At 69.2% G+C, this 19,547-nt stretch carries 19 protein-coding genes and 1 tRNA gene; 8 read left to right on the top strand and 12 right to left on the bottom strand.

Going from position 1 to position 19,547, the window contains the following annotated elements; all coding sequences use genetic code 11:
- Positions 1–265 precede the first annotated feature (265 nt).
- The gene (gene miaA / locus QZ271_RS06880; protein ID WP_291429985.1) at positions 266–1,165 is read right to left on the bottom strand and encodes a tRNA (adenosine(37)-N6)-dimethylallyltransferase MiaA; all 900 of its coding nucleotides are present in this window, start codon (positions 1,163–1,165) and stop codon (positions 266–268) included.
- Positions 1,166–1,345: 180 nt separating this feature from the next.
- Here miaA and QZ271_RS06885 point away from each other — a divergent pair, with 180 nt between their 5' ends.
- Complete coding sequence (locus tag QZ271_RS06885) at positions 1,346–1,747, top strand: Hsp20/alpha crystallin family protein (RefSeq protein ID WP_291429986.1); 402 nt, start codon at positions 1,346–1,348, stop codon at positions 1,745–1,747.
- 332 nt (positions 1,748–2,079) lie between these two features.
- Here the strand turns inward: QZ271_RS06885 and QZ271_RS06890 are convergent.
- From QZ271_RS06890 to QZ271_RS06915, 6 genes are all read right to left on the bottom strand, one after another.
- A tRNA-Leu gene (locus QZ271_RS06890) sits at positions 2,080–2,161 on the bottom strand.
- Between the two features lie 49 nt (positions 2,162–2,210).
- Positions 2,211–3,458, bottom strand: coding sequence for a phosphoribosylamine--glycine ligase (gene purD, locus QZ271_RS06895; RefSeq protein WP_291429987.1), 1,248 nt, complete (start codon positions 3,456–3,458; stop codon positions 2,211–2,213).
- On the bottom strand, positions 3,458–4,375 hold the full coding sequence (locus QZ271_RS06900; protein WP_291429988.1) for an MBL fold metallo-hydrolase: 918 nt from the start codon (positions 4,373–4,375) through the stop codon (positions 3,458–3,460). Before QZ271_RS06900 ends, purD begins: the two co-directional genes overlap by 1 nt.
- Positions 4,372–4,545, bottom strand: coding sequence for a hypothetical protein (locus QZ271_RS06905; RefSeq protein WP_291429989.1), 174 nt, complete (start codon positions 4,543–4,545; stop codon positions 4,372–4,374). Before QZ271_RS06905 ends, QZ271_RS06900 begins: the two co-directional genes overlap by 4 nt.
- 202 nt (positions 4,546–4,747) lie before the next feature.
- Positions 4,748–5,905 (bottom strand): hypothetical protein, encoded by a 1,158-nt coding sequence (locus QZ271_RS06910; RefSeq protein WP_291429990.1) that lies wholly within the window; start codon positions 5,903–5,905, stop codon positions 4,748–4,750.
- Positions 5,902–6,708: an RNA methyltransferase gene (locus QZ271_RS06915; RefSeq protein ID WP_291429991.1), complete on the bottom strand. Its 807-nt coding sequence runs from the start codon at positions 6,706–6,708 to the stop codon at positions 5,902–5,904. The genes QZ271_RS06910 and QZ271_RS06915 overlap by 4 nt, the downstream gene beginning before the upstream one ends.
- A gap of 221 nt (positions 6,709–6,929) precedes the next feature.
- Here QZ271_RS06915 and QZ271_RS06920 point away from each other — a divergent pair, with 221 nt between their 5' ends.
- The 5 genes from QZ271_RS06920 (at position 6,930) to QZ271_RS06940 (ending at position 10,849) form a co-directional block, all read left to right on the top strand.
- Entirely contained in the window at positions 6,930–7,328 is a 399-nt protein-coding gene (locus QZ271_RS06920) for a YchJ family metal-binding protein (RefSeq protein WP_291429992.1), read from the top strand.
- A 41-nt stretch (positions 7,329–7,369) separates the two neighbouring features.
- Positions 7,370–8,317 carry a prohibitin family protein gene (locus QZ271_RS06925; protein ID WP_291429993.1) on the top strand — a complete coding sequence of 316 codons (948 nt, stop codon included), beginning with the start codon at positions 7,370–7,372 and terminating at the stop codon, positions 8,315–8,317.
- A 37-nt stretch (positions 8,318–8,354) separates the two neighbouring features.
- Positions 8,355–8,933: a hypothetical protein gene (locus tag QZ271_RS06930; protein WP_291429994.1), complete on the top strand. Its 579-nt coding sequence runs from the start codon at positions 8,355–8,357 to the stop codon at positions 8,931–8,933.
- Between the two features lie 138 nt (positions 8,934–9,071).
- Entirely contained in the window at positions 9,072–9,956 is an 885-nt protein-coding gene (locus QZ271_RS06935) for an NAD(P)-dependent oxidoreductase (RefSeq protein ID WP_291429995.1), read from the top strand.
- Positions 9,953–10,849 (top strand): DegV family protein, encoded by an 897-nt coding sequence (locus tag QZ271_RS06940; protein WP_291429996.1) that lies wholly within the window; start codon positions 9,953–9,955, stop codon positions 10,847–10,849. The genes QZ271_RS06935 and QZ271_RS06940 overlap by 4 nt, the downstream gene beginning before the upstream one ends.
- A gap of 77 nt (positions 10,850–10,926) precedes the next feature.
- Here the strand turns inward: QZ271_RS06940 and QZ271_RS06945 are convergent, their stop codons facing one another.
- The 4 genes from QZ271_RS06945 to QZ271_RS06960 all read right to left on the bottom strand — a co-directional run bounded on the left by QZ271_RS06945 (position 10,927) and on the right by QZ271_RS06960 (position 15,493).
- Positions 10,927–11,922, bottom strand: a complete 996-nt coding sequence (locus tag QZ271_RS06945) for an ABC transporter permease (RefSeq protein ID WP_291429997.1) — start codon at positions 11,920–11,922, stop codon at positions 10,927–10,929.
- A 17-nt stretch (positions 11,923–11,939) separates the two neighbouring features.
- On the bottom strand, positions 11,940–12,968 hold the full coding sequence (locus QZ271_RS06950) for an ABC transporter permease (protein ID WP_291429998.1): 1,029 nt from the start codon (positions 12,966–12,968) through the stop codon (positions 11,940–11,942).
- A gap of 184 nt (positions 12,969–13,152) precedes the next feature.
- On the bottom strand, positions 13,153–14,730 hold the full coding sequence (locus QZ271_RS06955) for an ABC transporter substrate-binding protein (protein ID WP_291429999.1): 1,578 nt from the start codon (positions 14,728–14,730) through the stop codon (positions 13,153–13,155).
- Between the two features lie 94 nt (positions 14,731–14,824).
- Positions 14,825–15,493 (bottom strand): hypothetical protein, encoded by a 669-nt coding sequence (locus tag QZ271_RS06960; protein ID WP_291430000.1) that lies wholly within the window; start codon positions 15,491–15,493, stop codon positions 14,825–14,827.
- Positions 15,494–15,589: 96 nt separating this feature from the next.
- Between QZ271_RS06960 and QZ271_RS06965 the strand changes: the two genes are divergently transcribed.
- Both QZ271_RS06965 and QZ271_RS06970 read left to right on the top strand, forming a co-directional pair.
- Complete coding sequence (locus QZ271_RS06965) at positions 15,590–17,134, top strand: glycoside hydrolase family 3 N-terminal domain-containing protein (RefSeq protein WP_291430001.1); 1,545 nt, start codon at positions 15,590–15,592, stop codon at positions 17,132–17,134.
- A 735-nt stretch (positions 17,135–17,869) separates the two neighbouring features.
- Positions 17,870–19,006, top strand: coding sequence for an acyl-CoA dehydrogenase family protein (locus tag QZ271_RS06970; protein WP_291430002.1), 1,137 nt, complete (start codon positions 17,870–17,872; stop codon positions 19,004–19,006).
- Between the two features lie 129 nt (positions 19,007–19,135).
- Here QZ271_RS06970 and QZ271_RS06975 read toward each other — a convergent pair whose 3' ends face one another.
- Positions 19,136–19,510, bottom strand: a complete 375-nt coding sequence (locus QZ271_RS06975; RefSeq protein ID WP_291430003.1) for a fumarylacetoacetate hydrolase family protein — start codon at positions 19,508–19,510, stop codon at positions 19,136–19,138.
- Positions 19,511–19,547 lie beyond the last annotated feature (37 nt).

A 19,547-nucleotide genomic window follows, 5' to 3' on the forward strand; every position in this document is an offset into this window, starting at 1 on the left:
CGCGCCGGAACCGCGTGCCAGGCCACTACTGTACCGCCTGGGCAGGCGGCGGCGTGTCAACCGACCACCCAGCAGCGTACGCGCGAAGCAGTGGCCGCCCGCACCGGGCCGAGGTCCATTCGCACCGATCGACTCGAAAAAACCAGTCGATCCGAGCGGACGCGAGTGTCAGAAAAGAGAAGTGCGGGGATCGAGTTGGTCACCCGGCGCCGTCCCGGGGAATGAAGAAAACAGTCGAAATCCGGCGGGACCCGCAGTCCCCACCCTAGTCGGCCAGCTGGTCCCTGAGGTGCCGCGCCGCTTCATCCGGGCTTAACGCGGGTGCGCCCAGCTGCGTGCGCATGAACGTCAGTTGCCGTTTCGCGTACTGCCGGGTGGCCAGGGCCACCTGATTGGCGGCGTCATCAACGCTCAGGTGGCCGCGCGCGACGGCCAGGGCTTCCCGGTACCCGAGGGCCTGCCACACGGTCGGGCGCGGCGTCTCATCAGGGCTGATCTGCGCGGCCAGCCACGCGGCCTCGTGTGCCCAGCCCTGCGCGAACATGCCCTGCACGCGCGCGCGCATTCGCGCTTCCAGTTCTTCGGGCGGGCGCGTGAAGGCCGTCACCTGGTACTGGAAACGCGGGGCACGCCGCCCGAACTCACTGGGGAAACGGCCGGTCAGGTGGTGAATTTCCAGGGCGCGCACCACCCGGCGCGGATTGCGTTCCATGCGGGCCGCCTCGGCCGGATTCAGGGCGTGCATATCGGCCAGAAGCGCGTCTAGACCCCGTGCGGCCAGCACGGCCTCCACCTGCTCACGCACGAGCGGATCGCCGGGCGGCGTGAGCGGCACCCCGCGCGTGAGGCCCGCAAGATAAAAGCCGGTGCCTCCCACCACCAGCGGCGTCCGCCCTCGCGCCAGAACCCCGGAGATGGCGTCCTCGGCCAGCGTCACGAACTGCGCCACGTCGAACGCGCCGGTCACGTCCACCACGTCCAGCAGGTGGTGCGGGACCGCGTTTCGCTCGGCCAGGGACGGTTTTGCCGTGCCGATGTCCAGCCCCCGGTACACCGTGAACGCGTCGGCCGAGATGATCTCGAGCGGAAATTCCAGCGCCAGGGCCAGCGCCAGCGCTGATTTCCCGCTGGCCGTGGGGGCCGTCAGTACCGGAACGATAGGCACGACCGGGATGCTACCAGACCCGCCCAACGCGCTGACCTGGAACGGACGGCGGTTGATTCGATACCGTCATGAATCGATCCGAGCGCATGCGGGTCTCAACATTACAGGGCCCTTGGCGAGCGCAATCCGTATGACGTGACCGCGCCCACCACCCGCGCAGGCGGATGCTACCGTAAGGGTATGAACGAGCCCGTGCTGGCGCGACTGCAACACCTCATGACCCTGCGCGAAGAGGTCGAAACCCTCACCGGAACCGGCCCCTGGAACCCCGGCGCCGACTGGGCCGACGCCGACAGTCACCTGCTCCTGTACCTCGACGTGCCCGGCGTGAAGCCCGACACCCTGGAACTCCTCGAGGAAGGAGGCAGCGTCACCATCGCCGGACAGCGCGACGAGACGCCCCGCCTGCTGCGCGGCGAACGCCCCGCCGGACTGTTTCGCCGCACCTTGACCTTCCCGGAAGACGTCCTCCCGCAGACCGGGCAGGCCAGCCTCGCGGGCGGCGTGCTGTGCGTCCGCTTCGAGAAACGCCACCCCACCATCAACGTGCAGTCCACGGACGCCCCCGCCGACCACGACTGATGCGGACTGCCGCTCCATTCCACCACAGACGGGAAGACACCGCCTGCGGCTCCATACCGCGAAGGGGCGTAGGCTGTTCTTATTCACGTCCGCTCGCGTTGATTCAGAACTGTAGTGAATCAATCGGAATCCGTATGAACCAGATTCGACGGCCTCTCTCTGGTCGATTGGCCTCGCTCCCTGCGCCGGGTGGCCGACTCCACGCCCGGCGGTCAGTTTTCTCCTGAACATCCTGCCCGGGTTGAGAGCTTGAGCCTACCCTTCCACCACAGTTCCTCCCCCTGCCCTCTCCGGAACGGAAGAACCCCGCATTCAGCGGGGTTCTTCCGTGTTGGTGCCGGTGAGGGGACTTGAACCCCTACGGTTTCCCGCTCGATTTTGAGTCGAGTGCGTCTACCATTCCGCCACACCGGCGGGTGCGTGGGGAATGGTAGCGCGTGGGGGTGTGCCGGTCAACGTGGGTTCAGGCGGGGTCGGGGTGCGCGCCGATGCGGCGGCCGATGTCGCGCCTCAGTTGCGCGCCGGGAAAGCCCGTCTGGTCAGCGAGGGCGTAGGCGCGGCCCAGGGCGGCGTTCAGGGTGGGGGCGGTGGCGGTGATGGCCAGGACGCGGCCGCCGCTGCTGAGGAGTTGCCCGCCCTGGCTGCGGGTGCCGGCGTGGTGGATGATGCCGTGCGGGCCGGGGTCGGGCAGGGTGATGGGAATGTCCCTGAGTGGTTCGCCGGGGTAGCCGGGGGCGGCGAGGATGATGGTGGCGCTGGCGTCCCCACTGAAGGTGACCTGCGCGGGGTCAAGCCGGCCGCGCGTGGCGTCGAGGGCGTGCTGGGCGAGGTCGCTGCTAAGGAGGGGCAGAATGGTTTCGGCTTCGGGGTCGCCGAAGCGGGCGTTGAATTCCACGACTCTCGGGCCGGTGGGGGTCAGCATCAGGCCCGCGTACAGGACGCCGGTGTAGGGCAGGCCTTCTGCGGTCATGCCGCGCAGGGTGGGTTCGATGATGTCGCGGCGGATCATGTCCAGCACGCCGGGTTCCAGCGGGAAGGGGCAGATCACGCCCATGCCGCCGGTCATGGGGCCGGTGTCGCCCTCGAAGATGGTCTTGTGGTCCTGGCTGGGGGGGGTCAGCGCGTACCGGGTGCCGCTGCACAGGGCGAGGATGGTGACTTCCTGGCCGGTCATGAAGTCCTCGGTGACGGCCTGCGCGCCCGGCTGGCTAAAGATGTCGCGCAGGGCGGCCTGGGCCTGCTCGGAGGTATGGGCGATGGTGACGCCCTTCCCGGCTTTCAGGCCCGCGTCCTTCACGACGATGGGGGGCGTGAGGGTCGCGGCGTGGTCAAGGGCGGTCTGGAGGTCACTGAAGGCGTGGTGGGCGGCGGTGGGAATGCCGTGGCGCCCCATGAACGCCTTACTCCAGGCCTTGTCGCCTTCGAGACGGCTGGCGGCGCGGGTGGGGCCGAAGGCGGGGATGCCCAGGGCGGCGCACTCGTCGATCACGCCGGCGGCCAGGTACGCTTCGGGGCCGACGATCACGAGGTCGGCGCCCTCGCGCTGCGCGAGACGGGCCAGGGCGGGGGCGTCCTGGGGGCCCTCGATGAGGCGGGCGTGCCCGGCGATGCCCGGGTTGCCCGGGGTGCACAGGACCTCGTGGCCGTGGCGGGCGCAGGCGTGCACGATGGCGTGTTCGCGGCCGCCGCCGCCGATAACCAGCACGCGCATCAGCGGCCGTCTCCAGAGCGGGCGACGCGGCGCTGCCAGTAGCGGGCCAGTCCATGCACGCTCATCCAGGGGGGGCAGGCGAACTCGAAGCGGGCGGGCAGGCCGGGGTGTTCGCGGCGCAGGTCGGTCATGAGGTCCGCTGTGAAGGTGCGGGTGACCGTGTCCAGGTCGTGACCGGCCTGCAGGCCGGCGGCGACGCGCTGCGCGTCGATGTCCATGTTGCGCAGCAGGTCGTCCCAGTGTGCGGGGGTGTTCGGGTAGCTGCCGTAGTGCGCGAGGTGCAGCGTGCGGGCGTCCAGGGCGCGCAGGGTCCGAACCGAATCCCGCCACGCCTCCAGGTTGATGTCCGGCGGCGGGGTGGGCGCGCGGGGCGTCTGGGCGGCGTCCATGCGAACGCCGCCCACGTCCCCCACGAACAGGTGCTCGCCCGTGTGGAAGCTCAGGTGATGAACGGCGTGGCCCGGCGTGTCGATGGGCCGCACGTCCAGGTCGCCCAGGCGCAGCCTCTCGCCGCCTTCCAGCGCGGTCAGGCGCGCGGGATCGATGGGGCGCATCTCTCCCCACAGGCGGTCCATCTGATCGCCGTAGATCTGGGTGGCGCTGGCCACCAGCCGTTCCGGGCGGGCCAGATGGGCCGCGCCGCGCGCGTGAACGTAGGCTCGGGCCTGCGGGACGAGATTCAGGACCGTCCCGGCCGCCCCGGCGTGATCGAAGTGAATGTGGGTCAGCAGGACATGCCGCACGTCCGCCAGGGTCGCCCCGATGCCGGTCAGGCCGCCGCGCAGCGCGCCGAGGGTGCTGGTCGGGCCGGTGTCCACGACCGCGAGGCCATCCCCGGTGTCGAACACGAACGCCGCGATGACGCCCGGCGTGTCCTGGAAATTCAGGTCCAGCGCGTGCACGCTCAGGTCCGTCATGCCTTCCCGCTCAGGCGCGCGCCGAGCAGCAGCAGCGCGCAGACGAACTGCACATACGCGATGATGCGGATAACCTGCACGTTCGCAGCCGCGCGCAGAGGACCGAAGGTCAGGGCGAGAATGCCGGTGGCGCTGAGCAGAATCACGCCGAACAGAAGCCAGAGTGCCATGCCCAGCAGCATACCCGCTGCCCCCGGGGGCCGGGCGGCCGTGGTCCGGGCAGCGGTTCCCTTGCAGGCTCAGGTCACGCAGGCTGCGGCGTCTAGGCGTGCAGCGCAGGTCTATCCGGGGGGGGAGCAGCCAGGGTTCCGGGTGTCCGGTTGACACCCCGGCCCGCCGGCCGCTTGAGAACGAAACAGACGGCAACCCGGATCAGTTCTCGCTGACCAGGGCTTCGAGGAAGCGCACGGCTTCCTCCAGGCGGTGGGCCTGCACGCGCGCGGCGGTGCGTACCTGCCGCCATTCGAGGCGGACGCGGGCGAGGCTCAGGGGGTCGCCGCCGAGTTGCGTGAGTTGCAGGGCGCGGTGTTCCAGGCTCTCGACCTGCGTGGCGAGTTGCCGCAGGGTCGCCTGGTGGGTGCGCGCGGCGTTCAGGGTGCCGTCCAGTTGCGCCTGCGCTTCGGCCTGCGCGACGTGAAGGCTGTGCTGGGCCTGCATGACCTGCGGGCTGGCCTCTGCGGACTCTCCGGCCTGCCACTGCGCGTAGTTCAGGGAGTGGCGGGCGCGCAGCACGTTGGGGTGCAGCGGCACGACCAGCGAGTAGCGGGCGGTGGCCAGGTCGAGTTCCAGCATGGTCAGGGGCGTATCGGCGTCCTCGAGGTCGATCAGCGGCGTGAAGGCTTCCAGGAACGCCCGGGTCTGCGTGACCATCAGGCGGGAGTGCGCCAGTTGCGGGCTGAGGTTCTGCCCGCCGCGACTGGCCTGCTCGAGTTCCTGGACGGTCAGGCGCAGCAGGTCGCCCTGCGCGGCAGCCGCCGCGACCTGGTCGGCCACCTCGATGCGGGCGTGGTCGGCGCGGAGTTTACTCAGCATCTCCTCGGTCTCCCAGCGCCGGACCTCGGCCTGCGTGGCCTGCACGTCCCACTCGGCGGCGCGTTCCAGGCTCAGCAGGTCCGGGTTGGCGCGGATGGCGCCCAGGCTACGGCTGGCGATCTCTGCGTGCGAGCGGGCCAGGAGCAGCGGCAGGTCGTGTGCCCGGCGTCCCCACTTGACCGGTGAGGGGGCCGGGGCGATCGGGCCGGGCGCCGCGGCCTGGGCGGGGACCGGAACGGACTCGGCGAACTTGGCGAGGTCCAGGGTGGTGCCCTCAAGCCACTTGTCGGCGCGGGCGTCCCCGAAGTTCTCGCGCATCTGCGAGTACACGTCCTGAAGCACGGCGATCACGTCGCGCGGCCCGAGCGCACGCACGGCAGTCCAGCCGCGGCGCTGCACGGCGCCCTGCACGGCCAGGTCGGCCTCGCGCACGCCCAGTTCGGCGCTGAGGCGCTGGCGCAGCCAGTCGCGGTAGGGATCGGTAGAGACGGGCGTCACGGGTTCACCGCCGCGCGGCGCTGCCGGGCGCACTCGAACAGCACGAGGGCGGCGGCAGTGGCGACGTTCAGGCTGTCCGCACCGCGGGCGGCGTTCATGGGAATGCTGACCGAGTGGTCGGTGTCCCGCCAGTGGGCGGGCAGGCCCTCGTGCTCGGTGCCGAGCAGCAGCGCGACCCGGCCGGTCAGCGGGGCGTCCCAGTAGGTGCGGGGGGCGTCGGGTGTGCAGGCAACGGTCGTGAAGGCGCGGGCGGCCAGCCACTCCTGGGCGTCGTGTTCGTCCATCACGGCGACCGGCAGGGTGAACACGCTGCCCTGCGACGCGCGGATCACGTTCGGCCCGAAGGGGTCCGCGCCCCGCCCGAGGACGATCACGGCGTCCGCACCGGCAGCGTCGGCGGTGCGCAGGATCGCGCCCACGTTGCCGGGTTTTTCCAGGCCGCGCAGCACGACGGTCACGGCGCTCGGGCCGGGTTCGGGCAGCGCGGCGCGGGGGGTGGGGGCCAGGGCGAGCAGGCCGTCCGGGTTCTCGCGGCCGCTGACCTTCTCGAAGGCCGCGCGGGACAGTTCCAGTTCGGGCAGGCTGGTCAGGGTGGGGGCGACCTGCGCGGCTTCCGGGCTGAACAGCTCCGGGCAGGTGAACAGCGTGGTCAGGGCCACGCCGGACGCGGCGGCGCGGGCGATCTCGCGGGCACCCTCGATCAGGATGACGCCTTCGTGTTCACGTTCACGGCGGGTCCGGAGGCGCACCAGCCGCTTGACATGGCTGTTCTGAAGGGAGGTGATCGGTGCGGGCCTGGTCATCACCGGATAGTATGCCGCGCCGCGCCTGCTGCGCACCGGAAGGCAACCTGGGTTGCGGGGCCGCCCAGGCGGGCGCCCGGGCCAGAAAAGACCGGCTGCCGGGCCGGGCGTTGGCACCCCGGTGGGGTTCCGGGAGGTGAGAGAAGCGGGTGACGAAGGAACTGAACGGCAGTCCAGGCGGGGCGGCCCGCGCGGTGGCCCCCTCGCGCTAGCCTGTGGGCATGGCGCTGGCGTACCCTCCGTTCAAGTCCTGTCCGTGCGGGTCCGGACGAAGTTACGCGCACTGTTGCGGGCCGTTTCATGCGGGTGCGGGCGCCCCCACGCCCGAGGCGCTGATGCGCTCGCGTTACTCGGCATACGCGCTGGGCAACGCTGCGTACGTGCTGGACACCTGGCATCCGGACACCCGGCCCGCCGCGCTGGACCTGCGGGACGGCACGCGCTACCTGGGCCTGCGGGTGCGCCGCTCGGCCGGGAATCACGTGGAATTCACGGCGCAGTTGCGCCTGCCGGACGGGGAACGCTACCTCCTGCGGGAGAACAGCGAGTTCACGCGGCTCGGCGGTCGCTGGGTATACGTGGACGGCGTGACGCCCGCTGCCGACGCGAACCCGGGCTGAGAGGTGGGAACGACCCGGCGCTTCGTCTCGTACCCTGAGATATGCCGTCAGATAGGACCGAGCCCGCAGTGAACGTCCCCAAGACGCCTGACCGCCCGCGCAGCCCGCTGGGCCGGCCGACCGCCCTGCTGGCCGGGGGCCTGCTGGCCGCGGCGCTGATCGTCAGTCAGTCGGTCAAGGTCATTCCGGCCGGGTACGTGGGGGTGGTGTTCAGTTCGTTCAGCGGCGTGAAGTCCTGGCCGCTTCAGGAAGGCATTCACCTGCTGGTGCCGTTCGTGGACCGCGTGACCCTGTACGACGCCCGCCTTCAGGAGGTCACGCTGGCCCACACCACGCAGGACGGCGACGAGGGCGCCATCCGGGCGCGCAGCAAGGAGGGCCTGGATATCACGGCGGACGTGACCGTGCAGTTCCGGGTGGACCGCGCAAAGGCCGCGACGCTGCACAAGGAACTCGGGCGGGATTACCTGCGCACCGTGATTCGCCCGCAGGTGCGCAGCAAGGTCAGAGACGCCATCGGGCAGTTCGGCGCGGCCGACATCATCTCCTCCAAGCGCCAGGAGGTCGAGGCGAGCATCACCACGGAACTCCGCCAGATTTTCGAACGCAACAACCTGGTCCTGGACAGTGTGCTGCTGCGCGAACTGCGGATTCCGGACAGCATCGCCAAGGCCATCGAGCAGAAGCAGGCGGCCGAGCAGCAGGTCGCCGTGGAACGCAACCGCCTGCAACAATCGACCATCAGCGCCCAGCGGGCCGTGGTCGAGGCCGAGGGCTCCGCGAAGGCGTCGGTGGCCCGGGCGCGCGGGGAGGCCGAGGCCCTGTCGCTGCGCGGGAAGGCGCTGCTGGAGAACCCACAACTGATTCAGCTGACGGTCGCGGAGAAGCTCTCGCCCGGCATTCAGACGGTCATGCTACCCAGCACCGGAAACTTCCTGCTGGACGTGGGGACCCTCACGCAGCCCGCCAAGGCCGCCAAGAAACCATGAGGGCCCGTGACGGCGCCCGTGCGTTAGCCTGCGTCTGATGTTCGTTCTGATTGTGGTGGTCATCTTGGCGGGCGCCGCGGCGGGCGTGTACCTGAGCTCGAACCGCCCAGATCGCCGAGAGCTCCAGGACGCCGGGTGGCGCGGCGAACGGGCGGCCGGGTCGGCACAGGGGTCAGCACAGGGACTGGCACCGGGGGCCGCGCTGAGCGGGCTGGCCGACCCGGCTCCGCAGGTAACGGTGCCGCTGCTGCTCTCAGTGCCTGAACCCGCCCGGACGCGCGCCTGGGCGCTGCTGTCGGGCGTGACGGACGCCCTGAAGGCGGGGAGCGGCGATACGCGCACGGCCTTCTTGCTGGCGCAGACGCGGGACGCCTACCTGCCGGACACCCTGCGGGCCTACGCGCACCTGACGCCCGCCGCGCGGCAGACGCTGGAACGCCAGGGTCAGGCTCCGGAGGTGCTGCTGGACGAGCAATTGACGCTGCTCGAAGACGGTGTGCGCGAGGCGCTGCGGCGCGATCACGCGGCCGCCGACCGCCTGCTGACGCAGGGGCGTTTTCTGAGGGAGCGGTTCGGCGGCGAGTCCGTCTGGAGCGGGGTGCGCCAGAAGCCGTGACCCCGGGCGGGCGTGTGCCCGTGGGCCTGCGCCTGCGGGAAGCCCGCCTTCAGGCTGGGGGCAGCGTGGGCACCCCATCAAAATTGGACTGGGTTCAGAGGTGCTCCCTGCCCGACCGTGGGACCGTAGCCTGCGTGTATGACGACACTGGCTTTTCTGGGTCTCGGGGCGATGGGCGACCCGATGGCTGCCCACCTCGCCCGGTACGCGGCGGCCCACGACCTGAACGCTCTGGTCTGGAACCGCACGGACTGGAAGGCGCAGGCGCACGCGCGGGCGCACGGCAGCCGGGCCGTGACGCTCGAGGAGGCGGCGCGAGCGGACGTGATCTTCACCTGCCTGCCCACGAGCGTCGAGGTCAGCGAGGTGCTCGGCGGGATGGAGCCGCAGCTGAAACGCGGCGCGGTGTGGGTGGACTGCACCAGCGGTCACCCGCAGGCGGCGCCCGCCCAGCGTGAGCGGCTGGCGGCGTGCGGCGTGACCCTGCTGGACGCGCCCGTCAGTGGGGGCACGGCCGGCGCGCAGGCCGGAACCCTGACCATCATGGTCGGCGGCCCCGCCGAAGCGCTCGAAATGGTGCGGCCGCACCTGGCGTTCGCCGGGAAGGTCGTGCACGTCGGCCAGAGCGGAGCGGGCTTCGCGGTGAAGGCCATCAACAACGCGCTGCTGGGCGTCACGCTCTGGGCGACCGGGGAGGGCCTGGCAGTTCTGGCGCGCTCGGGCGTGAACCTGGGCGCGGCGCTGGAGGTCATCAACGCCAGCAGCGGTCGCAGCAACGCCAGCCAGAACCTGATCGGGCAGCGGGTCCTGACCCGCGAGTTCCCGGCCACCTTCGCGCTGGGCCTGCTTGCCAAGGACGCCGGAATTGCCGCCGACCTGACGGGCGAGGTGCGCGGGAGCGCGCCGCTGCTGGCCCAGACGGCGGCCCTGCTGCGCGCCGCCGAGCGCCTGGTGGGCGCGGACGAGGATCATACGGCCGCCCTGAAACTGATCGAACAGATGAACGACCTGGAGTTAAAATGACACATAGCATGAACACCGCCCCGAACGCTACCGCCTCTCAGAGCTTCGCAGTCGTCACGGACGGCGGACTGGACGCCTACCCTTCCCTGCTCAATGACGTGCCCGTCGCGCCGTTCTCCGTGACCTTCGGGGACACCAGTTACCGCATGAACGAGATCAGCCGCGCGGAGCTGTTCCGCCTGCTGGAAACCAACCCGAACCACCCGACCAGCAGCCAGCCGACCCCGCAGGAGTGGATGGACGCCGTGAGGCACGCCGGGATGCGGGACACGCTGTGCCTGACCATCAGCCCCGGCCTGAGCGGCAGCATGAACGCCGCCGAGCAGGCCCGTCAGGCGCTGGGCGAGGAATTCAACCTGACCCTGCATGACAGCGGCACCCTCAGCGGCGCGCAGGCTTTCCAGCTGCACGCGGCGTGCACGGCCGCCGCGCGCGGCGAGACGGTGGAGACCGCCCGCGCATGGATGCGCGAAGTCCACGCGGAAACCGAGCTGTACTTCACCATCGAGACGCTGGAGTACCTGCGCCGGGGCGGGCGAATCGGGCGGGTGCAGGCCACGCTGGGCGGCCTGCTGAACCTCAAGCCCGTGGTCACGGTGGACAAGCAGAGCGGAACGTACACGAACGTGGGCCGCGCCCGCTCGTACCGGGGTGGCATGGAGGCGATCGCCACGCAGGTCACGCGCCGCTACGGCGAGGGCACGCCGCTGCGCGTGGGTCTGCTGTTCGGCAGTGTCCGGGAGGACGCCGACGAGGTGCTGGCCCACCTGAAAGGCCGTCATCCGATCGTGTGGTCCGACATGACAGGCGTGAACCCGGTCCTGAACGTGCATACCGGCCCGCGCAGCATTGGCCTCGCCGTAGCGCCCGGCGCGTGGCCCTGGGAACGCTGAGAAGCCCTCGGCAGCAGGCGGGGGGAGGGACACCCGTGCGTGGTGTCTCTCCCCTCCTCTGTCAACTCCCGACCAGCCTACTGCGTGCTGCGGGGGTCCAGCACGTCGCGCAGGCCGTCGCCGAGCAGGTTAAAGCCCAGCACGGTCAGCAGGATGGCCAGACCGGGGAACAGCATGGTCCAGGGGGCGTCGATGTAGTACTGGCGGCCGTCGCTGATCATGGTGCCCCATTCCGGCAGGGGCGGCTGCGCGCCGATGCCCAGGAAGCCCAGCGCGGCCACTTCGATGGTGGCGGTGGCGATGCTCAGGGCGCCCTGCACGATCAGCGGTGAGAGGCTGTTCGGCAGGACGTGCCGGAACATCATGCGGCCCTGCGAGGCGCCCAGCGCCCCGGCGGCCTGCACGAACTCGCGTTCGCGGATCGACAGCACCACGGCGCGCGCCAGTCGCATGTACACGGGCACCTGCACGAGCGACACGGCCAGCATGGCAGTCACGAGTTGCGGACTGTTCAGCGCGAACAGGCGGTCCATGGCGGCGATCAGGAACGGCGGGTCGCTGGCGCTGAAGATGCTGGCAAAGCCGATGGCAAGCAGGATGCTGGGGAAGGCGAGCATCACGTCCGTCAGGTAGCCCAGGACGCTGTCCAGCCACCCACCAAAGTACCCGGCGAGCAGGCCCAGCAGCGTGCCCAGCAGCAGGGCGAGGATGGTGCTGACCACCCCGACTTTCAGGCTGATACGGGTTCCGTGCAGGGTACGGGTCATGATGTCGCGGCCCAGGTTGTCGGTCCCGAAGGGCGCGCGCCAGACGTTCACCTGGCCGGTCACGGGATCCTTGTACGCCTCGGCCACGTCCTTGTCCCACAGGGCGCTGAGGCTCGGCGGCTTGAGAATCAGGCTGTAATTCCGGTCCACGGTGGGGTCGTAGGGTTTCAGTACGCTGGCGAACACGGCCAGCAGCACGAAGGCGCCCACGATGACCGCGCCGACCTTACCGGGCGCGCTGCGGCGAAAACGGCGCCAGAAGATGCTGTCCTGGCGGGCTGCGGGCGTGGTGGTTGCAGTTGTCATGAGGTCACTTTTTCCCTTCAGCTGTACTGGATGCGGGGGTCGAGGGCCGCGTAACTGAGATCGACCAGCAGGTTGGCCACACTGACGACCAGCGCAGCGAAGATCACGCCGCCCTGAATGATCGGGTAATCACGCTGACTGATCGCGTCGTACACCCACGAACCGATACCGGGCCACGAGAAGATCGTTTCGGTCAGCACGGCCCCGCCCAGCAGCGCGCCCGCCTGCAGGCCGATGACGGTCACGACCGGCAGCAGCGCGTTCCGCAGCGTGTGTTTCAGGACCACCGCCCGGCCGCTCAGGCCCTTGGCACGCGCGGTCCGCACGTAATCCTGGCCCAGCACGTCCAGCATCGAGGAGCGGGTGATGCGGGCGATGATCGCCAGCGGAATGGTGCCCAGCGCGATGGCAGGCAGCACGAGGTGCCTCACGGCGTCCCAGGCGGCGGCCGGTTGCCCGCGCAGCAGACCGTCCAGAACGTAGAAGCCTGTGATGCGCTCGATGCTCACCGACGAACCCAGGCGGGCGCTGGGGGGCAACCAGCCGAGTTTCACGGCGAAGAAGTACGACAGCAGCAGGCCCAACCAGAAGACCGGCATGCTCACCCCGATCAGCGAGATGGTCGTGGCGAGGTTATCCCAGATACTGTTGCGGCGCAGGGCCGCCAGAATCCCGGCGGGCATGCCGACCACCAGCGCGAACAGCAGCGCGGCAACGCTCAGTTCGGCGGTGGCCGGAAATCGGGCTTTCAGGTCGTCCCGGACAGGAATATTGCTCTTGATACCGCTGCCCAGGTCACCCTGTAGCAGCGCGCTCATGTACTTCGGGTACTGGGCGTCCAGGGGGTTGGAGGGGTTGAAGAACCAGGGTTTGTTCAGGCCGAGTTGCTCGCGCAGCGCGGCGGCCGCTTCGGGCGTGGCGCGTTCGCCGAGCATCGCCACGGCCGGATCACCGGGAATCGAGCGGACGAACACGAACACGACCAGGCTGATGCCCAGCATGACCAGCAGGGTGCGGAAGATTCGGCGGATCAGGTAACTGCCCAAGGCGGGCCTCCTTGCGTGGGATCACGGGAACTGACGTGCGGGTGTGTGCGGGCAGGGGGTCGAGCGGCAAGGGCGGAGCAGCCTCCTCCCGGTAGTGGGCGGGGCTGCTCCGCAGGGTCGGGCTCAGGAAGTCAGGGTTGAACAGGAACGCGGGCCGGAGTTACTGGCGGCGCGCTTCCCCGACTTATTTCTTGCCGGTCACGGTGATGGAGTTGAAGGGTTCGCTGCCCAGCGGGCTGGGCACCCAGCCCTTGACGTAGCTGCGCGCGGCAGCCAGCGGCTGGCTGTGCACGATGGGCACGCGGTACGCGGCGTTGTAGGTCAGTTCGTGGAGCTGGCCGTAGATCTTGGCCTTGGCGTCCTGGGTGGCGGCGGCGCGGCCCTGCTGGAGCAGGGTTTCGACGTTCGCGGGGTTCCAGTTGATGTCGTCGCTGGCGTTACTGCCGTAGTACGCGCCGTAGAAGTTGTCGGGGTCGCCGTAGTCGCCGGTCCAGCCGATCATGTACATATCGAAGCCGGGTTCCTTGTTGCGGTCCTCGAGGTACTTGGCCCAGTCCTCGGTTTTCAGGTTGACCTTGACGCCGATGGCGCTCAGGTCGGCGGCGATGGCTTCCGCGATGGGTTTGGGCGTGGGGAAGTACGGGCGGCTGACGGGCATGTACCATAGGTCGATGGAGAAGCCGTTGGCGTAGCCGGCGTCGGCGATCATCTTCTTGGCGGCGGCCGGGTCGAACTTGTAGTCGGCCGGGACCTTGGCGCTGTTGGCCCAGTCCAGGACAGGCGGCACGAAGCTGGCGTTGCTGACGCCCAGGCCGTTCCAGAAGGCGTCCACGATGGCTTTCTTGTTGATGGCCATGCTGATCGCCTGACGCACCTGCTGGTTTTTCAGGTACTGGTTGCGGTTGTTCATGCTCACGAAGCCCACGTTGAAGCTGGGACGCTTGACGGCCAGCAGGTTCTTGTCGGCCTGCACGCTCTTGAGGCTGTCGGGGGTCAGGTCGTTGGCGAAGTCGATGGTCCCGGCCTTCAGTTCGTTCAGGCGCTGGCTGGGGTCCTTGATGGACCGGATAATCAGCTGATCGACCTTGGACTTGCTGCCCCAGTACAGTTTGTTGGGCAGCAGGGTGACGCGGTCACCGGTGCGCCAGCTCTGGAAGATGAAGGGGCCGGTGCCGACGGGTTTGCTGGCGGGCGTGCCGTACTTGGCGCCTTCTTTCTTGATGGCGGCAGGGCTGGCGATGCCGAAGTACCCGGCGGCCAGCACGTTGGGCAGCACAGAGCTGGGCTTGTTCAGGTCAATGCGGACGGTGGTGGCGTTGACCTTGACGATGTTCTTGATGACGGCGGTGGCGTCGCCCTTGTAGCCGCCGAGGAGTTCGCCCATGATCTCGAAGGTGCGGCCCTGATCACGGAAGCCGTAGGGGTGGCTCTTGTCCCACCAGCGGCCCAGGTTGAACACGACAGCGTCGGCGTTCATGGCGGTGCCGTCGTGGAAGCGCACGTTCTTGCGCAGCGTGAACGTCCAGGAGGTGTTGTTCGCGTTGGGTTTCCAGGAGGTGGCGAGGCCGGGGGCCAGGTCGGTGCTGCCGGGCTTGAAGTCGACCAGGGTGTCATAGATCTGCCGCTGGACGAGGATGCTGATGCCGTCGGTGATGTTGCCGGGTTCCAGACTGACGGGTTCGCCGTTGCCGCCGAAGACCAGGGTCGTGGCAGAGGCGGTGCCGAGGGTGGAAAGCAGGGCGGTCAGGAGCAGTTTCTTCATGGAACCTCCGGTTTGCCTTCATGTCGGTGACGTGGCACGGGGGCCGCGTTCCCTTCATGACAGCAGGCTGATAAAGATCAGGCGTGTGCTCAGGCTAGTGGCGTTTGAGGGCTGAGTCAAGATTCAGGTGCGCAAGCATACCCACCCTTACATTCCACCTGTGACTGCCCTTCCTCCTCGCATCCGCTCGGATTGATTCAGAACTGCAGCGAATCAATCGGAATCCGCATGATTCATCTGGCCGCCGGGACTGCGCCGGATTCCCTGCTGCACGCGCGGAACGCGCCTGTCTTCCTCTAGCGTCTGACCGGATGGACCGGTTCTTGCGAGTCATGCCGCCGGACTCCACAGGATGGGAACCGTCACCCTGCGTGACGGGCGACGCAGGGCGTCCACGAACCAGCGAGCGGGTCACGTGGTCCGGGCGGGTGATGGCGCTGCCCACCACGACCGCGTGCGCGCCGGTCGCGAGTGCCTGCCCGGCCAGCGCGGGGCTGTTCAGCGAGTCCGGCTGCGCCTGCATGGTCAGGCCGATGAGCGCCGCGTCCGTCACGGCCCGTACGGCGCGGATATCCCCGGGCGAGCGCAGGCGCAGGGCGGAGGCGCCGCCCAGCAGCGCCGCGCGGCTCAGGGCGACGATATGGGCGACCTCGCGTAGCGGGCTGCCGTCGTCGGCCTGCACGCTCACGATCAACGTGCCGCGCAGGGCCTCCAGACGCGCGGGCAACACGAAAGGCAGACCGCTCGGGGAGAGGCTGTTCATGCGCGCCAGTGTAGCCGGAGGCTGGGCTCCCCCCTGGCTTACCGGTCCTGACCACCTGCGCGGCGCACCGGGACGCGCCTGCCGTACCCTGATCGCGTGACCAATCACGCTGACCCGGCCCGGCCCGACTCACCGCCATCCTCCTCGCCCACCCCGGAACAGGCGGCACCGGAACAGGCCACCCCGCTCATGGCCGGTCAACTCGTCATGGTGGACATCCCGGGACCTGAACTGGACGCCGACACGGCCGCGCACCTGCGCCGGTACGGGATCCGCAGCGTGTGCCTGTTCGGGAAGAACGTGGTAGATGAGGCGCAACTGACCCGGCTGTGCGCGGACCTGCGCGCCCTGATGGGCGACGGCGCCCTGATTGCGCTGGATCACGAGGGCGGCGCGATCGTGCGGCCCGACTTCTGGCCGTTCGCGCCGTCCGCGATGGCGCTGGGCGCGGCGGACGACGTGACCCTGACCGAACAGGTCAGCGGCGGGCTGGCGCGGCAACTGCGGCGCGTGGGCATCAACTGGAATTTCGCGCCGGTGCTGGACGTGAACGTGAACCCGGCCAACCCGGTGATCGGGGAGCGGGCCTTCGGGGCCGACACGGGGCGCGTGACCCGGCACGGCCGGGCGGCGCTGGCGGGCCACCACGCGGCGGGGGTGGCGGCGTGCGTGAAGCACTTCCCGGGGCACGGGGATACGGCCCTGGACAGTCATTACGCGCTGCCCACCGTCGCCCGTTCCCGAGGGGCGCTGGACCGACTGGAGTTCGCGCCGTTCCGTGACCTGCTGCCCGTGACCCCGGCGGTCATGACGGCGCACGTCGTGTTCCCCGCGCTGGACGCAGGCGCGCCCGCCACCCTGTCCCGCGCGGCCCTGACCGGACTGCTGCGCCAGGAGTGGGGCTACGGCGGCGTGATCGTCACGGACTCCATGGGCATGAAAGCCATTGACGATCATTACGGGCGCGGCGAGGCGGGCGTGCTGGCCCTGAGCGCAGGCGCGGATCTGGTCATGGCGCTGGGCCGCCGCGAGGCGCAGGAAGCGACCCTGGACGCCACCGCGCAGGCACTGGCCGAGGGGCGACTGGACCCCGCGCAGATGCGGGCAAGTGCCGAGCGACTCGCCGCCCTGGCCCGCACGTACCCGGCGCAGGCCGACCCGAACATGGACCCGGCAGCCGACGCGCCCATGTTCGCGCGGGCGTGGGCGCAGGCCCTGACCGCGTACCGCTCCCCGGTGGCCCCCGCCCCGGGTTCGGTGGTGCGGCTGGTCGCGCAGCGGCGCGTGGCCCGTGAGAACGTCAGCGAGGCCAGCGTGGACGCCGCCACCCTGGCCGCCGACCTGCGCGAGGTGTACGCAGTGGACCTGATCACCTTCGACGACCCGGCCGACCTGAACTGGGACGCACTGCACGCCGAAACCACGCCGCTGATCCTGGCGACCACGTCCCGCCACCGGCACGCGGCCCTCCGGGGCACCCGCCCGCACCTGCACCTGGCGCTGTACAACCCCTACGCGGCGCTGGACGTGGACGCCCCCGCCCTGCTCAGTTACGGTTTTCGTCCGGAAGCCCGCCGGGCCATCGTCGCGTGGCTCCGCGGCCAGGCCACCGTGCCCGGCATCCTCCCCTTTCAGGGCTGAATCGGCAGGGTGGGAGCGGCGCCCTGACATACCCACCGGGACACAGCGGCGCGCCGGCCACGCGCAGACGGGCCGCGAGCCGGGCATTCGGGCAGCCAGGCATCGCTGAGGTGGCGCGGAGAATGGACCTCTGCCACCCACCGCCCGCTGCTTATACGGATTCCGATTGAGTCGGTGCAGTTCTGAATCAATCCGAGCGGACTCGAGTAGGAACAGCAGACGCCCCTTCGCGGCATGGAGCCGCAGGCGGCGCTTTTCCGACTGTGGCGCAGTGGAGCGGCAGTCCGTCTGATACGGACTCCGATTGAATGGGCTGCAAAGCCCTCGCAATCCGAGCGAAGCGAGTGGGAGTAGGGCGGGTTCCGGAGGTGCAGCCGGCAATCCGGTGAAGTTCCGGATTGTTGGCGAAACAAACGGAATCCGTATGAAACGTCCCTTGCCGTCTGGCGCCTCCTGTCCTGTGGCAGCCCGCGTCTCGATGTGCGGCACGTTCCTCCACTGCGGCTGGATATGCTTGAAAGCGGCGGGGTCTGACCGCTCCCTGAGGGGCTGCGGGCAGGGGCTGGCGAAGGCCAGGGTACGTGCGGAGCGGCGCGCCTGGGGGGATGCACGCACCCGCCTGGACTGCTAGATTGAACTGAGTACAAACCCTACCCTGTTCACGTTGTGAACTCGCCGCCCGGCGCGGCCAGCGCCCGCACGGGCCGCGCCGCACGGCCCCCCTGGAGGAACGCCATGAATTTCACCCTGAACGACGAACAACGCCAGCTTCAGCAACTCGCCCGTGACTTTACCCGCAAGGAAATCATACCCATCGCCTCCGAGTACGATCAGAAGGAAGAACTGCCCTGGCAGGTCGTGGAGAAGGCTTTCGAGGTCGGGCTGCTCAACCCCAGCATCCCCGAGCACGCCGGCGGCCTGGGCCTGGGCATGTTCGACGAGTGCCTGATCGGCGAGGAAATCGCGTACGGCTGCATGGGCATCTACACCGTCCTGATGGCCAGCGAACTGGGAATCGCGCCCGTCCTGATCGGCGGCACCGAGGAGCAGCACAAACGCTTCCTGACGCCCCTGACCGAGAAGGCCGGACTGGCCGCCTTCGCCCTGAGCGAACCGAACAACGGTTCGGACGCCGCCAGCATGCACACCACCGCCACCCTGGACGGCGACGAGTGGGTCCTGAACGGCACCAAGATGTGGATCAGTAACGGCGGCCTGGCCGAGTTCACGGTCGTGTTCGCCACCACCGACCGCCAGGGCGGGCACCGCGCCACCATCGCGCTCGTCGTGCCCAAGGACGCCCCGGGCTTCAGTTACAACAAGATCAAACACAAGATGGGCCAACGCGCCAGCCTGACCAGCGAACTGGTGTTTGAGGATGTGCGCGTGCCCAAAGCCAACCAGCTGGGCGGCCTGGGCGACGGCTTTAAGATCGCCATGAAAACGCTCGACAAGACCCGCATTCCCGTCGCGGCCGGCTCGGTCGGCATTGCCCGGCGCGCCATGGAGGAAAGCATCAAGTACGCCAAGGACCGCACCGCGTTCGGCAAACCCATCGCGGAGTTGCAGGCCATTCAGTTCAAACTGGCCGAGATGGCCATCGGCATCGAGACGGGGCGCCTGATGTACCAGAAGGCCGCGTGGCTGGTCGATGCCGGGCAACCCCACGGCTTCGAGAGTGCCATTGCCAAGGCGTACTGCAGCGAGATGGCCTTCAACGCCGCCAACGAGGGCATACAGGTCCACGGCGGGTACGGCTACGTGGGCGAGTACCCGGTCGAGAAACTGCTGCGGGACGTGAAACTGAACATGATCTACGAAGGCACCAACGAGATCCAGCGGGTCATCATCAGCCGCAACCTGCTCAAGTAATACCGATTCCGATTGCTTCGGCGCACTTCCGGATCAATCCGAGCGGCTGCGAGGAGGAGCAGCAGACGCCCCTTCGCGGTATCGGCGGCCGTCCGTGTGGACCTGCGTCCGCTCGGCGGCCGGGGGTGTTCAGGCGATGGGGGTGCTCAGCACGCCCACGCCCTGCACCTCGACCTCGACCACGTCGCCCGGTTGGAGCGGGCCGACCCCCTCGGGGGTGCCGGTCAGGACCACGTCGCCGGGTTCCAGGGTCACGAAACGGGTCAGGTACACCAGGATGTCGACGACCGGGAAGATCATCTGGCTGGTGCGGCCGTCCTGGCGGGTCTCGCCGTTCACGCGGGTCTGGACGCGCAGGTCCCGGGGGTCGAGGTCCGTTTCCAGCCACGGTCCCAGGGGGCAGAAGCGGTCGGCGGCCTTGGCGCGGAACCACTGAAGGTCCGTTTTCTGAAGGTCGCGGGCGGTCAGGTAGTTGGCTGGAACTATGCCCGACACCACTGAAATGGGAGCGTCCGGGGCCTATCCCCGGACGTGTCAAAAG

It is taken from the genome of Deinococcus sp., assembly GCF_018260555.1.
GTDB lineage: Bacteria > Deinococcota > Deinococci > Deinococcales > Deinococcaceae > Deinococcus.

Coding starts and splice junctions, on each gene's coding strand:
- QZ271_RS06900 (WP_291429988.1), bottom strand. CDS start 4,375: ATGACGGACCTGAGCGTGCACGCGCTGGACCTGAATTTCCAGGACACG.
- QZ271_RS06945 (WP_291429997.1), bottom strand. CDS start 11,922: ATGACAACTGCAACCACCACGCCCGCAGCCCGCCAGGACAGCATCTTC.
- QZ271_RS06905 (WP_291429989.1), bottom strand. CDS start 4,545: ATGGCACTCTGGCTTCTGTTCGGCGTGATTCTGCTCAGCGCCACCGGC.
- QZ271_RS06915 (WP_291429991.1), bottom strand. CDS start 6,708: ATGACCAGGCCCGCACCGATCACCTCCCTTCAGAACAGCCATGTCAAG.
- QZ271_RS06935 (WP_291429995.1), top strand. CDS start 9,072: ATGACGACACTGGCTTTTCTGGGTCTCGGGGCGATGGGCGACCCGATG.
- QZ271_RS06940 (WP_291429996.1), top strand. CDS start 9,953: ATGACACATAGCATGAACACCGCCCCGAACGCTACCGCCTCTCAGAGC.
- QZ271_RS06955 (WP_291429999.1), bottom strand. CDS start 14,730: ATGAAGAAACTGCTCCTGACCGCCCTGCTTTCCACCCTCGGCACCGCC.
- QZ271_RS06885 (WP_291429986.1), top strand. CDS start 1,346: ATGAACGAGCCCGTGCTGGCGCGACTGCAACACCTCATGACCCTGCGC.
- purD (WP_291429987.1), bottom strand. CDS start 3,458: ATGCGCGTGCTGGTTATCGGCGGCGGCGGCCGCGAACACGCCATCGTG.
- QZ271_RS06960 (WP_291430000.1), bottom strand. CDS start 15,493: ATGAACAGCCTCTCCCCGAGCGGTCTGCCTTTCGTGTTGCCCGCGCGT.
- QZ271_RS06925 (WP_291429993.1), top strand. CDS start 7,370: ATGCCGTCAGATAGGACCGAGCCCGCAGTGAACGTCCCCAAGACGCCT.
- QZ271_RS06970 (WP_291430002.1), top strand. CDS start 17,870: ATGAATTTCACCCTGAACGACGAACAACGCCAGCTTCAGCAACTCGCC.
- QZ271_RS06930 (WP_291429994.1), top strand. CDS start 8,355: ATGTTCGTTCTGATTGTGGTGGTCATCTTGGCGGGCGCCGCGGCGGGC.
- QZ271_RS06920 (WP_291429992.1), top strand. CDS start 6,930: ATGGCGCTGGCGTACCCTCCGTTCAAGTCCTGTCCGTGCGGGTCCGGA.